Source organism: Rhodococcus sp. IEGM1339, from assembly GCF_050321925.1.
Classification (GTDB): domain Bacteria; phylum Actinomycetota; class Actinomycetes; order Mycobacteriales; family Mycobacteriaceae; genus Rhodococcus; species Rhodococcus pyridinivorans.
On sequence record NZ_JBNQFT010000018.1, the window covers coordinates 1 to 12,612 of the forward strand.

At 66.3% G+C, this 12,612-nt stretch carries 12 protein-coding genes; 11 read left to right on the forward strand and 1 reads right to left on the reverse strand.

Going from position 1 to position 12,612, the window contains the following annotated elements; genetic code table 11:
• The coding region (locus ACQR3U_RS16185) for a cytochrome P450 (RefSeq protein ID WP_428692130.1) at positions 1-448 on the forward strand (448 nt) is incomplete at its 5' end.
• Positions 449-521: 73 nt separating this feature from the next.
• Positions 522-1,574, forward strand: a complete 1,053-nt coding sequence (locus ACQR3U_RS16190; protein WP_230810928.1) for a GAF domain-containing protein — start codon at positions 522-524, stop codon at positions 1,572-1,574.
• A 216-nt stretch (positions 1,575-1,790) separates the two neighbouring features.
• Here the strand turns inward: ACQR3U_RS16190 and ACQR3U_RS16195 are convergent, their stop codons facing one another.
• Positions 1,791-2,237 carry a helix-turn-helix domain-containing protein gene (locus ACQR3U_RS16195; protein WP_230810929.1) on the reverse strand — a complete coding sequence of 149 codons (447 nt, stop codon included), beginning with the start codon at positions 2,235-2,237 and terminating at the stop codon, positions 1,791-1,793.
• Between the two features lie 537 nt (positions 2,238-2,774).
• Here ACQR3U_RS16195 and ACQR3U_RS16200 point away from each other — a divergent pair.
• The 9 genes from ACQR3U_RS16200 (at position 2,775) to ACQR3U_RS16240 (ending at position 12,611) form a co-directional block, all read left to right on the forward strand.
• On the forward strand, positions 2,775-4,049 hold the full coding sequence (locus ACQR3U_RS16200) for an insoluble domain protein (RefSeq protein WP_230810930.1): 1,275 nt from the start codon (positions 2,775-2,777) through the stop codon (positions 4,047-4,049).
• Positions 4,050-4,075: 26 nt separating this feature from the next.
• Positions 4,076-4,834 carry a hypothetical protein gene (locus ACQR3U_RS16205; RefSeq protein ID WP_230810931.1) on the forward strand — a complete coding sequence of 253 codons (759 nt, stop codon included), beginning with the start codon at positions 4,076-4,078 and terminating at the stop codon, positions 4,832-4,834.
• Between the two features lie 113 nt (positions 4,835-4,947).
• Positions 4,948-6,810 carry a cutinase family protein gene (locus ACQR3U_RS16210; protein ID WP_269572354.1) on the forward strand — a complete coding sequence of 621 codons (1,863 nt, stop codon included), beginning with the start codon at positions 4,948-4,950 and terminating at the stop codon, positions 6,808-6,810.
• A gap of 154 nt (positions 6,811-6,964) precedes the next feature.
• Entirely contained in the window at positions 6,965-8,569 is a 1,605-nt protein-coding gene (locus ACQR3U_RS16215; protein ID WP_230810933.1) for a peptidoglycan DD-metalloendopeptidase family protein, read from the forward strand.
• A gap of 135 nt (positions 8,570-8,704) precedes the next feature.
• Positions 8,705-9,280, forward strand: coding sequence for a hypothetical protein (locus ACQR3U_RS16220; RefSeq protein ID WP_230810934.1), 576 nt, complete (start codon positions 8,705-8,707; stop codon positions 9,278-9,280).
• The gene (locus ACQR3U_RS16225; RefSeq protein WP_230810935.1) at positions 9,277-9,876 is read left to right on the forward strand and encodes a hypothetical protein; all 600 of its coding nucleotides are present in this window, start codon (positions 9,277-9,279) and stop codon (positions 9,874-9,876) included. Before ACQR3U_RS16220 ends, ACQR3U_RS16225 begins: the two co-directional genes overlap by 4 nt.
• A 10-nt stretch (positions 9,877-9,886) precedes the next feature.
• Complete coding sequence (locus ACQR3U_RS16230; protein ID WP_269065823.1) at positions 9,887-11,401, forward strand: AAA family ATPase; 1,515 nt, start codon at positions 9,887-9,889, stop codon at positions 11,399-11,401.
• A 106-nt stretch (positions 11,402-11,507) separates the two neighbouring features.
• Positions 11,508-11,825 (forward strand): hypothetical protein, encoded by a 318-nt coding sequence (locus ACQR3U_RS16235; RefSeq protein ID WP_225623901.1) that lies wholly within the window; start codon positions 11,508-11,510, stop codon positions 11,823-11,825.
• Between the two features lie 33 nt (positions 11,826-11,858).
• Positions 11,859-12,611, forward strand: a complete 753-nt coding sequence (locus ACQR3U_RS16240) for a hypothetical protein (protein ID WP_230810936.1) — start codon at positions 11,859-11,861, stop codon at positions 12,609-12,611.
• Position 12,612 lies beyond the last annotated feature (1 nt).

Consider the following 12,612-nt stretch of genomic DNA (forward strand, 5'->3'; position numbering starts at 1 on the left):
CGGGTACGAGCAGGTCGCCAAGCTGCGGTATGTGCGGCGGGTGGTGGACGAGACGCTGCGGTTGTGGCCGGCCGCCCCGGGTTATTTCCGCAAGGTACGTGGTGAGACCACCCTCGGCGGACGGACGCTGCCGAAGGGTTCGTGGGTGTTCGTGCTGTTGCCGCAACTGCACCGCGACCCGCTGTGGGGCGACGATCCCGAGCGGTTCGACCCGGATCGATTCGAGCCCGCGGCCGTGCGCAAACGGCCGGCGCACATCTTCAAACCGTGGGGCACCGGCATCCGGGCGTGCATCGGTCGGCAGTTCGCGTTGCACGAGGCGGTGCTCACGCTCGCGTCGCTGATCCGGCGGTACGACTTCGCTCCGGAACCGGGTTACGAGCTCGACGTGCACGAGGCGATCACTCTCAAACCGCGGGGGTTGAAGGTCAAGCTCTCGCGTCAGTGACGGAGGCGGCCGACAGGTAAGTTCCCCCTGGGCAGCCGTACTGTGCCCACGGTTCGGGGGAGGTTATACGTCAATGGTTCTCAACGAGTGGCATTTGGTCGAGACGTTGGTCGACGGCGAGATGTCCGTTGTCAGCTGCGGCGGCGTAGTCAAGGATTGGGCGTCGGTGACCCGGCATGTTCAGCCGGCCCCGGATCTTCCGGTCACGCGGATCATCGACGAGGTGATCCGCACTCGTCGGCCGGTGTCGATCGATCTGCGCTCGCGTAAGGGGGCGCAGAAGGCGTTTCACATCGAGGCGCTGCCCGTTCTCGGCCCCAGCGGGGATGCGCACGGTGTCCAGGTATGGGTGGGGGAGCCCGGCCGGGTTCCCACCCCACCTCGTATCGCAGCTGGGATTGCGTGGAGTCTCGAGCGGATGGTGATCGGCCAGACGGTCGAAGCCTCGATGATGTCCGGGGTGCTTCCTGAAGAGCACGTTCCGGAGCGAACTCCTGCGGAGTACATCGCCAAGGCGGTGAAGTTCGACGATTCGGCGTCGTTGTTCGAGCTGGGCATCGATCCGGTGCACGGTCGCCGGTGGGAGGCTCCCATGTCGGTTCTGCACGCCGACGGTCGGGTGATGCGCTGGTACTGCTGGGGCAAGGGCCGTACTGATCCGGGCAACGTGGGATTGCGGCTGCTGTGGCACGACGTCTCCGATACGACGTCACCGGAGTTGCCGACGTTGAGCGAGCTGGGAATGCAGGAGATGCTCCGGTCAGCGGGGGTCTACACCGGCGTCTTCGCCGCCGACCTCGCCGTTCTGACGATGTGGCTGCCGGATGCTCCACCGTGGGTATTCTGGCGAAACATCAAGGGCGGAAACGAAATCGTGCATCCCGACGATCGGTATGTGCTGGCCGATGCGCTGGCAACGTTTTGCTCGGGGGATACCGCGCCTCGGTGTGTCGCTGCTCGTCTGCGTTCGGAATCTGGCTGGCGGGCAGCTGAATTGTCGATCAGCCCGTATCCCGGTCCTCTCAGCGACCGCCTGGTGCTCGTTCAGATTTCAACGATTGCCGACGAATTCGATGCGGCCACAGAGGATGTGCAGGGATCCGATCGGGGGGTGCGAGGCGGGTAGGTTGGTCCCGGACTATCGGCCGTGATCTGATAGTTTGTCTTCCGCGTCCCCGCCCGTGGGGATTTCCCGGGGCTTGTCCACTCGGCCTCGGATGTAGCACAGCCGGTTTCGGCCGCTTCCGCATGTCCGCGTGAGGCAGGCTGCTATCTCCGCGGGGGGAGCTCAGACGTGGTTATCCGTATTTGTCGTGCGTCGACACACAGTGTGTCGCGCGTGTCAGACGGGTGTGCCCGGCGGTCGGGTTCGGGCCCGTTCGTAGGCGGCGCGGACCTCGGCTGTGTCCACTCCCAGAGCTCGAGCCAGTCGTTCGGCTACCGTCTCTCGCAGCGAGGTTTCCCCCAGCTCGAGGCTGCTGAGCGAGGCCGTGGAAATGCCTGCTTGCAGCGCCAGCTGGGGCTGGGTCAGGCCGGCCTGGACGCGCAGATCGCCCAGATACCGGTCGTGCGGGGATATCCGCACCAGCTCGGACATCGGAACGTCGAGGGCGGCAGCGACACGGGCCAGACGGTCCACCTGCGGGGTCGCCTGCCCGGACTCCCAAGCTCGCACGGCCGCCACGCTCACTTCGGCGAACCTCGCCAGGTCACCACGGGTGTAACCCTTCTCCATCCGCAGATCGATCAACCTCTCCCGGTCGAATCCCCGAAGAGGCCGTCTCGTCATGCCCGAAACCTTTCCACGAGCCATAACACTGCCCTACAGGAATGGCTTGCGTCATCTTCCACTGGAATAAATTTTGCTGTAATGTTCCGGAATAGAGTTTCAATGAAGGGTTTTGCAGCGAAGGAGGTAACGATCGGCTGAGCCGAGGGAAGCGTCTGGCCGGCAACCAGCGCGAGCCACGGTGAGGCCACCGGAAAAAGGGAAAACCCCGGACACGTGTCAGTGATTGGCGTCGGTGTCACGTATCCGGGGTTGAACCACCTACGTACCAACCCGTCCGGGCTGACTACGCAAGCTCGGGCACCAGGTCACTGCGGACGAGAGCCCACTTCCTTGTCGGGCGCTGCTGTTCTGGCGTTACTCGACTGTGCGCGCCAGCAGCAGCGTTCCCGCACCTAGTCGGCGCTACCGACACGTGCACAAGCGGACTACCTCCCTGTGGTGACCACCCGATCTTCTCGGCCCTGACGGATCTCTTTCTCGCTCAGGTCCTTCACGCATTCGGGACTCGATTCATTCGCAGGAAAGGCGATGTACATGTCCGTATCCAACGAAGATCAGCTGGTTTCCGGCACCGGCAGGCACCGGCGCCGCCGAACGACCAGTGCGGTGCTCAGCACCGCGACTCTGGCGCCGGCGGCAGCAGGGTTGCTCCTTGCCTTTGCGCCGACGGCAGCAGCAGCGCCGACCGGCGACTCCGGCGGCGGGCAGGCAGGGATCACGTCCCCGCCGCAGTCCGGTGGTGGGCAGGCGGGCATCACCTCCACGCCCCCCTCGACTTCTGCTCCTGCACCCTCGGCCCCTGATCCGCAGCCCGCCGAGAACTTCTGGGTAGCGCCTCCGGCCGAGTACAACCGCGGCACCCGCGCCTACAACCCGCAGACCGGCGGCGGTGTGTCGATGGCGCAGTACAACGGCTATTCGGGCGGCGACAACTCCGGCTACTCCGGTTACAGCGTTCCTGCTCCGCAGGCGCCGGTCGTGGTGGAAGGCCCGACCCTGCCGATCGAGGCTCCGGTCAACAAGATGCGTTTCGGCCGGGTGATCTTCGACCAGCCGAACTGGGTCTCGGACGTCGATGCCGACAAGACCAACCGCACGACCGCAGTGGTCGAGGCGATGGTCACCGACTACCACCGGTCGACCGGCATGGAGACCGAAGAGGCCGAAAAGATCGCCTCGGCCCAGGTTGCAGGCACGGCCGTAGGTGCAGCGACCGGCTTCGGCACCGGCTGCCTCGCGGCTGGTGTCCCGACCGCACTGGCAGTGAGCACGGTCGCGGGCATCGTCGGGGCTGGAGCAGGCACGATGGTGCCTCTGCCGATTCCGGGGGTTGCTTCCGTGACCTCGGGCGTTGCCGCTACCGCCGCTGGTGCGGCGGCCGGATTCGGAGTCGGATGCGCGGTCGGTGGTGGACTGGGCGCACTCGGCGGCGGTCTGGCCGGGTACGGGGTCGGCACGGCTTACGGCGCGGGCGAGGATGCCACGCCGATCGAAACCGAGGTGCCCGACATCGAGGCCGAACAGGTCACAGAACAGGTCGACACCACGCTCGCGCAGTGGTCAGAGGATCCCATCGGTGCGGCTGCGGTCGACGCTGTGCAGACCTTCGCCACCGAGACCGCACCTGCAATCGATGAGCAGGTCCGCGACTTCGTTCAGGCACAGCCCGGCGGTGAGCAGGTCATCGAGCAGGTCGACCAGGCACTCGACTCGTTCTTCACCGACGCGACGCCGGGGCTGGCATCGCGCCTGGTCAGCGAGGCGGTCGGTCTGGGTCTCGGCGCGCCCGCTCCGGCAGTCGACGCCTGAGTCCAGTCGAAGAGGGAGACGAACCGATGAAGCGGAACGACCGAGCGGGCTCACCTCGGGTGTTCGATGCGACCGCACCTCGCACCCGCATGGTTCGGGAGTCGGTGCCGGTGCCGGTGTCGGTACCGGTGGCCGAAGAGCGCTTTTCCTCCGGGAGAACCGCGTCCGCCCGTGAGTCGGCGTCTCGAGTGGTCGCGGCGGCCGATGCCGGTCGCCGCGCCACTCACCCGACCACGCAGGTGACCGCGCGCCGCCCTGTCGGGAAGGGACTGACCTATGCCGGTCTCGGCCTCGCGGCCGTGGTCGTCGTGGGACTGGCCGGCTGGGGCATCACCGCTCTCGTCGGCGGCGGTGACGACGACGCGGACTTCGGTGGCCTGGTCCCGGACACCGCAACCGCTGCGCCGACCGCGGCAGCGGCAGCGGCAGCGGCAGCGGCAGATGATCCGTGCTCCCCTGGCGAGGGTGACCAACTCTCCGGCGAAGGGGTGATCGCGGCGCTCGAACACCGCTATTACCTGCTGCGTTCGGGTGAGTCGGTGCGGGAGTTGATGGCCCCTGATGCACCGTTGCCCGACGCGGCAATGATCCAGCAGGGCATCGACACCGTGCCGCTGGGGACCACGCACTGCCTCGAGGTCACGGCCATCGGGCCGAACACCTACAGCGCGCAGATCACCGAGGTCCGCCCGGATCGGCGCAACGAGTTCAAACAGCGCATCACAACGACCACGGCCGAGGACGGCCGAGTGATGATCCGCTCCATCGAAGAGGTCGGGTCATGAGGAAAGCAAGTCTCGCTCTGGCAGCGGCAGCAGTGCTTACCGCGGCCGCGGTAAGCACACCGACGGTTGCTCATGCAGCGGAAACGAATGTGTGTGCGCGCACGATCGCGCTGATGATTCCCGGCACGACGGAAACGTCCGCTCATGCTGATCCGACCGTGCCGACGGGCATGCTCGCGGCGGTCGGTGACGCACTCGAGCAACGGTTCGGCAAGAACCTCGACGTGGTGTACGTGCCGTATCCGGGCGAGGCGTTCTTCAACGGCACGTCCTATGCCGAATCGAAGTCGCGGGGCGACAAAGCGGCAGCGGAGTTGATGGAGCGGTGCCCGTCGTCGACGTACCTCATCGCCGGGTACAGCCAGGGCGCGCAGATCGGCAACGATCTGGCCGTCAACATCGGCCACGGTCTCGGCCCCGTCACTCCGCAGCAGGTCAAGGCGGTGATTCTGCTCGCCAATCCGAAGCGGGGCACCGAGGGCGCAACGTTGATCGGCCCGCCCCTGAGCGGTCAGGGCATCGCGGGGCCGGCCCCGGAAGGGTTCGGCAAGCTCGCGGGCAAGGTGTTCGACATCTGCCACCCGGACGATGCGTACTGCAACACCGATGGTCAGTCGACGCCGTTCCTGGCGTCTCTGGGCCGGATCATCGCCAATCCGCCGGGAGCGGTCGATGTCTCTGCCGAACTCGCCTCGACTGCATCACCCCAGACTCCGACGATCACCGGCACGTCGACAGTGGCGCAATCCTCCCTGGTCGATGAGCTGTCCTCACCGGGGACCTGGCGCAACGCGGATCTGTCGGCGGTGTTCGGGGCAGCCTCGCAACTGGCCGAGTCGGTGTCTTCGCTCGAGGCCGCTGGTCCGACGTCGACCACCTCAGCGGCGAACATCGCCCGCATGACGCAGCAGGCGCGGCTGGTGTCGGAGACTTTGACGCCGGTCGACCAGGCGCGACAGTGGATCGACAGCAATCCGGGCGCGCGTGAGACGTTCACCTCAGCTCCCGAGGGATCGCCGGAGGCGACCACGGCGGGCGTGCTCGACATGCTCGAGCAGGTCGATGTCCCGGCGGTGTTGTCGGCCGCCGAAGCGGTGACCGGGGTGAGCACGGCCTTGCTCAAGTCACGGGCCTCGGGGGAGTCGGTCGATGTGTCGACGCTGGCAGGGTCGGCAGATGCGCTGGTCGCGGGTCTGTCGCCGTTGGCGGCCTCGGGTCCGGTGGAGTTGCGGACAGCAACGCAGGTGCTTTCGGTAGCCAAGCCGACGACGATCATCAATCAACTGCTGGGCGTCGTCTCCGGCGTGACCTCGGTCGACTATCCGGCGGTGGCGGCCGGGTTGCAGCAGCTTCCGATCAAGATTGCCACCGGCGATGTGCACGGGGCGCACGCGGTCGCGGGCGATCTGAACAATCAGCTCTCCCCGCTGGTGAAGATGGCTGCCGGGGTGGATTTCAAGACACTCTCACGGCTGGTGGCGATGGTTCCGGACCCGTCCGGCACGGCCGCAATCGCCGCGCTGGTGCTTGATCTGCTCGGCAACGTCGATGTGATCCGCTTGGCCCGCAATGTCGGCGAGATTCAGGAAATCGCCTGGTCGGTGGCCGAAAGCGGGAACGTGCTCGAGCTGTCTCGGCTGATGCCGGTGGCGGTGGATCTGGCGCAGGTGGCTCTCGGCGTGCTCACCCCGGGCCAGAAGATGAGTCCCGATCAACTGCACGATGCGGGCGATCCGATCGGCTCGCTGATGTCGGTGCAGGCACAGGACAGTGATCTGGCCGGCCTGGGCCAGTCGGTGATGACGCTGGCGAGCAGTGACAGTGCGGCCGAGCTGGGGCAGCTGGTGGCCGAAGGATTCACCGCGGCGAGTTTCTACGCCTCGAATTCGCACATTGCGTATCCGAGCTGGTCCCCGGATGGGAGGGACAACGCGATCGACACGATGGTGAAGGTTTTCGCCAAGGCGATCGGCTGAGGCCGGTCGGTCCTGGTCAGCGGGTGGTGCCGCTTCCAGGACCAGGAGCCTTCCACTAACACGGCATCCGACCTCGGGCGGGCGGATGCGAAGTCACTCACGTGCATGGCCTGGGCGGGCTAGCGACAAGCACTCATGCAAAGGGGGTGAGAACGTGGCTTCTTCGACGACGAAAACTACGCTGGCAGCCAGCGTCGTGGCCCTGATGGGTGCGCTGGTGATGTGCGGCAGCGACAATCCCGATCCGGACAACTGCCTGCCGACGCAGGGACCGTCCCGGTCACCGAACAGCCTGCGTGCTGCCACCGGCAAGAAGGTGCAGCCGATGGTCACCGGCACCTACACGTTCACCTCTGGTTTCGGCCCGCGCTGGGGTACCTCGCACAACGGCATCGACCTGGCGGCGCCGATCGGTACGCCCTTCTATGCACCGATCGACGGAATCGTTGTTGCAGCAGGAGATTCCGGCGCGAGCGATGAGAACGGTTTCGACAACTGGATCATCGTCGACTCGGCCACCGCGGACGGGTCGACCATCTCGACGGTCTACGGGCACATGTTCCCGGACGGTGTTCTCGTCTCCGTCGGTGACGAGGTGCGCGCCGGGGATCTGATCGGCCTGGTCGGCAACGCCGGAGGTTCGACCGGACCGCACCTGCATTTCGAGGTCTGGCCCGGGGGCCGACTAGACGGCGGATCTCCGATCGACCCGATGCCGTGGCTGGCCGATGCGTCTGAACTCGACGCCCCGCAACAGCGTCCGACCTCGCCGAATGTGCAGCTGGTCGCGGCCGAGACTCCGCTCGGTGCCGGTTGCACCGGCCTGACGCGCCCCGGCGGACGCTCCCTCGCGCCGGGATCGGTCCCCGAGGAGTTCCGGGAGTGGATCGTCAAGGCGGCTCAGACCTGCGAGGCGATCGACGCTCCTTTGCTGGCCTCCCAGCTCTACGCCGAGAACCAGTTCCGCTACGGTCCCTCCTCGCCGGTGTCTCCGGCGGGGGCACGCGGGCCGGGGCAGTTCATGCCCGCAACCTGGGCCTCGATCGGCCAGGACTACGACGGTGACGGCGTGGCCGACGTGAATTCCATCGGTGATTCGGTGATGGCGATGGCCGCCTACGACTGCCAGATGTGGGAGCAGACGCAGCAGTGGCTCCGCGAGGGAAAAGTCTCAGGTGACGGCACCGAGTTGATGCTCTCGGCCTACAACTGCGGGCCGGGCAACACACTCGCTTCCGGCGGGGTGTGCGGCAACGCGGAGACCACGAGCTACGTCCGCAATATCCTGGCCGGCCGCGCTGACTTCGCCGGTGTCGACCAGCCTCGGCCGCCGTCGGTGAGTGGTTCGCGGGTGGTCGATGCAGCACTTGGATGGCTGGGCACCGATTACGCCTGGGGTGGCGGGGATGCCACCGGACCGACTCGCGGCATCGCCGATGGCGGTGTCGCCGATGAGCACGGCGACCACAACAAGGTCGGCTTCGACTGCTCGGGCCTGGTCGTGTACGCGGTGGCGCAGGCAACGGACGGAAGAATCGTTCTGCCACACCAGGACTCCGCTCAGGTCAACGATCCTCGAGGGACGCCTGTAACCGAGGCGGCGGACTTGCAACCCGGAGACATCGTGCAGCCCTACCCCGGCCTCGTGTGGATCTGGATGGGGGACAACAAAGTTGTCGAAGCGCCCCAGTCCGGAGAGAAGGTCCGGATCACCGAATGGACGCCCCCGAAACATGTCAGAGCCGTCCGATTTAATTGATGCACAACGGATTCCATACGCCAGAACATCGGAAACGATGACACACCAGGAAGGGAACATCACACCGTGAGTGAAGAGTGGGACAAGGCGGAATCGGCCGTCCGCACCCTCGGATCGACCCGGACAGTCCAGGCGATGACGGCCTCGGACCTGCGGGCTTGGGCTGCGGAGAACAACCTGATGACGCGCACCCAGTGGCCGAAGATCAAGCGCGAGCTCTACAAGCAGTTCGATGTGGACTACGACGCCCTGCGAGAACGCGAGCAGCGTGAACGGGCCGAAAAGCTGGCCGCAGCCGCCGCGTCGGCTCCGGTGGTGTCTTTGGCCTCGGCCGGCGACGAACGTGGCTCGTTCGCCGTCGTCGGCGATGCCGACACCAGCGATGTCGCCTGGTACGGATCGTTCCACAAGGACGATCGGATCTTCCGGCCCGGCGATCAGGACTCGGCGGATGAGGCCAGCGCCGGTAAAGCCGTGTTCCTCGCTGCGAAAGTCCGCGACCACCTCGAGGTCGAGGCGGTTCGGTTGCGTCTGCGGGTGAGCAGTGAACGCATCGACGGGGTGAAACTGGCCGATCTCGCGGCGAAAAAGCAGGTCATTCTTGATCTCGAGGTGACGCCGACCGGCAATCCGGCCGAGCAGTGGTGCCTCGAACCGGGCTACGGCGAATGGCGGGCGATCCGCCTGTCGGATCTGGTGGTGGCCGAATGATCCGCCGACTGGCACTGATCGGTGTCCTCGCCGGAGCCCTAACGGTGGCCGGATGCAGCTCCGAGACCGACCAGGATCAGACCACTACGAACTCGTCGGCACAGCCGTCGTCGACGGAGGCATGGCCTCCCACCGAACCGGCTGCGCCCATCGAGCAGTCCACCCCCGTTCCGGCGGCACCGAGTGTGGACACTTCCGATCCGGGCGAACTCGGCCGCACGGTCGTCGAGACCTGGTTCTCCTATGACACCCGTACCGACACCAATCGCAACGACGCGCCGGTGCGGGCCGCCGATCTGGGCGTGCTGACCGGCGAACTCGACGCGCAGGTCCGCGCCGATGTGCAGATCCCGGTCAAGGCCAGCGGTGAGTGGGCACAGTGGGCGTCGCAGGGCGCGACGGTCACCGCCGTGGCGGTGGAGGTCCCCAACCAAGGACAGGCCAATACCGCGACGAAGTATCACGGCATGTACGAGGTGACCAGCACGGTCACCGATTCCAGCGGCACCGAGATCGGCACAGACGTGCAGTACGTCGCCGTGGTGCTGACCGACAACGGCGACGGATGGCGCGTTTCGTCCGTCACCACCCTGTGAGGTGAGCGTGATGGCTGACATCGCTGACTACAACCACGAACCGACCATCGACCCGCGTCGGCTGCGGCTACGCCCGAACCGTCCCGCTGTCGAACCCGAACCGGCCCCGGCTCCTGAGCCTGTAACCGAGGACATCGCCGATCCGTACGGGGTCGGAGTAGATGCTCTCGCGGCCGTCGACGAGCCGATCGCGCCGACAGCAATGCCGTCTACCGGGCACGGCGCACTGTTCGACGAGGCCGCCTCACCGGCACTTTCTCAGCCTGCTCAGTGGGGTTGGCGGGGTCGGATCAATGCAGCTCTGGGAACGAAACTGGCCCCGAAAGCGGCATCGGCAGAGACCGGCCACCGGGCGGCGGTCGAAGCGATCCAGCGAACGCTGCCGGGTTCGGGCACGGTCGCTGTGGTCAACACCAAGGGCGGAGCCGGCAAAACTCCGACGTCGATTGCGCTGGCAGCGATGCTCGGTAAGCATCGCGGCCGCGGGGTCGTGGCAGTGGATATGAGCGAGGCCGGCGGCACCCTCGGCATTCGCGCAGCGCGCACCGCACCCATCGAACGCACGGTGTGGGATGTCCTCGACAACGCATCGCGGCTGATGTCGGCCGACGTCGAGGCGGGGGAGCTGGCGGCGTATCTGCGGCTCCAGCCCACCCACGACGAGATCCTGGCCGGGGACACCGATTCTTCCTACGACGACATGCTCGGCGAGGACGAGTGCGCGGCGTTGGGCGCGGTGCTTCGTCGCCATCGCGACCTGTTGATTATCGACACAGCCACCACTCCGCAGGCCGGGGCATGGCAGTGGGCGGTGCGCCACGCCGACGTGCTGGTGGTGCCGCTGCCGATGCGCCGGGACATGGCGCAGCACGCCTACGCGATGCTCGACGGCCTCCGTAAGCGGGGGTTCGAGCATCTGGTGCGCTCTGCGATCGTGCTGCTGTGCGCGACACCGGGGTCCGATCCGAACCTCGAAACTGCGATTGTCGACGAGTTCGACTCTCTCGGTGTGCAGACCTACGTTCGGGTCCCATTCGAGCCGGTCTTCGCCACCGGTGAGCGGATCACGCTCGAGGCGTTGTCGCAGAGTTCGATCATCGCGTGGACGAATGTCGCGGCGATGGTGACCGATGCGCTAGCCGAGGCCATCGTCGAGCGGCAGGCCGGACTCCGGCAACAGGGAGTACCGGCTCCGGCGGTCGCCCCGGAACCGGCTCCGCCGACATTCGCGGCGGACGTTCCGAGCTTCGTAGCGCCCCAGCCGGCCCCGGCTCCCGAGTCGGTTCCCGCAGCTGAGCCGCCCCCGGCCCCGGTAGTGGAACCCGCTGCCGCTCCTGCTGACCGGGTGCCTGAGACGGACCCGGCCAGGGACCTGCCCCTGGACTACCGGCCCACCGCCGAGGCGGCGGAAGCGGCCCCCGAACCGGACGCCTCGAGCGAATCCGCTGCTGAGGTGCACCATCCGCCGGCCCCGGCCCGACGGCCGCAACCACCGAAGCCGTCGAGCTTCGATCCCTACGCCTGACCTTCTGTGTGAAAGGACCCCTGTGATGTCTCGCAATACCTCGATGCGGTCGCTACCTCGTAGTGTGGCCCGTGCTGCGTCCCTGCTGTCGGCCACGATCGGCACGGTGTTGCTCACCGCCGGTACCGCCTCGGCTCAGACCGACAATCCACTCGACGGAATCTCCCCTGATCTGGGGGTGTTCGGTCCTACGTTCCAGAGCACCTGGTCGCGGATTGCGGGCGGTATCTGGGGTGCGGTCCTGGCGGTATCCGCAGTCAACCTGATCATTTCGCTCTACAAGATCCGTAAGGCTCGCGCCGGGGGCTACCAGAGCGAATTGAGCGATTCGATGGATTCGGCCAAGACCGCTGGTGTGGCGTTCGGTTGCGTGGCCGGAGCCGGGATCATCGTCGGCGCCATCTTGTTCGTCGTCAACGGCTGATAGCCGATCTACCAGCACTGTTAGGAGAATCAGATGGCACCAGATTTCAGCTCGATCAAGCCGGGCTCCCAGCAATCGCCCTCGGCAACAGCAGCACCGACGCCGACATCCTCGGCGAAGACGGCAGAGACCAAAGGATGGAAGGCAGCGTTCGACAGACTGCCCTCATGGTTCAAGTACGGCCTGGTGATCCTGCTCGTGGTGACGATCCTCGGGATCATTCTCGCGGGGCTGGACGGCGGTAGCTCGGAGTCCGACACGGTGCGGACCGGGCACGGTCCCAACTCGATCACCAACGGGATTCCGCATGGCTATGACCGCACCGAAGCCGGAGCACAGACCGCAGCAACGAACTTCGTGCAGGCCGCAAACCAGGTCTCTCTCGGTCGAATCTCTGCCGAGGAAGCCAAATCGGCCCTCGTCGGTAGCAATGCCAGCGATGTGCTGCTGGCAGTCCTTGACGAGAGCGTAACTCAGGCCGAGGGCACGGTGATGAACGTCCTTCCCGCCCTGGTCAACGTCACGGACTACTCGGATGACCGTGCGGTGGTGTCGGTGTGGGCAGTCTCGGCGAGCCAGAACGATCTGAGCGGCACGGGCAAGGTCAGCGTCCTTACTGTCTGGTCCACGACCACGGTGACCTTGGAGTGGGAGAACGGGGATTGGAAGGCCGTGGATTGGACGTTCCGGTCCGGTCCCGAGCCCGAAGAGGTCTCGTTCCCCGAAGGGGATTCCACTCTCGCCGAGTTCGGCGCGAACGGCCTCTACACCTTCTTCGTGGAGTAAT

Coding starts and splice junctions, on each gene's coding strand:
- ACQR3U_RS16190 (WP_230810928.1), top strand. CDS start 522: ATGGTTCTCAACGAGTGGCATTTGGTCGAGACGTTGGTCGACGGCGAG.
- ACQR3U_RS16195 (WP_230810929.1), bottom strand. CDS start 2,237: ATGACGAGACGGCCTCTTCGGGGATTCGACCGGGAGAGGTTGATCGAT.
- ACQR3U_RS16200 (WP_230810930.1), top strand. CDS start 2,775: ATGTCCGTATCCAACGAAGATCAGCTGGTTTCCGGCACCGGCAGGCAC.
- ACQR3U_RS16205 (WP_230810931.1), top strand. CDS start 4,076: ATGAAGCGGAACGACCGAGCGGGCTCACCTCGGGTGTTCGATGCGACC.
- ACQR3U_RS16210 (WP_269572354.1), top strand. CDS start 4,948: ATGATTCCCGGCACGACGGAAACGTCCGCTCATGCTGATCCGACCGTG.
- ACQR3U_RS16220 (WP_230810934.1), top strand. CDS start 8,705: ATGACGGCCTCGGACCTGCGGGCTTGGGCTGCGGAGAACAACCTGATG.
- ACQR3U_RS16225 (WP_230810935.1), top strand. CDS start 9,277: ATGATCCGCCGACTGGCACTGATCGGTGTCCTCGCCGGAGCCCTAACG.
- ACQR3U_RS16230 (WP_269065823.1), top strand. CDS start 9,887: ATGGCTGACATCGCTGACTACAACCACGAACCGACCATCGACCCGCGT.
- ACQR3U_RS16240 (WP_230810936.1), top strand. CDS start 11,859: ATGGCACCAGATTTCAGCTCGATCAAGCCGGGCTCCCAGCAATCGCCC.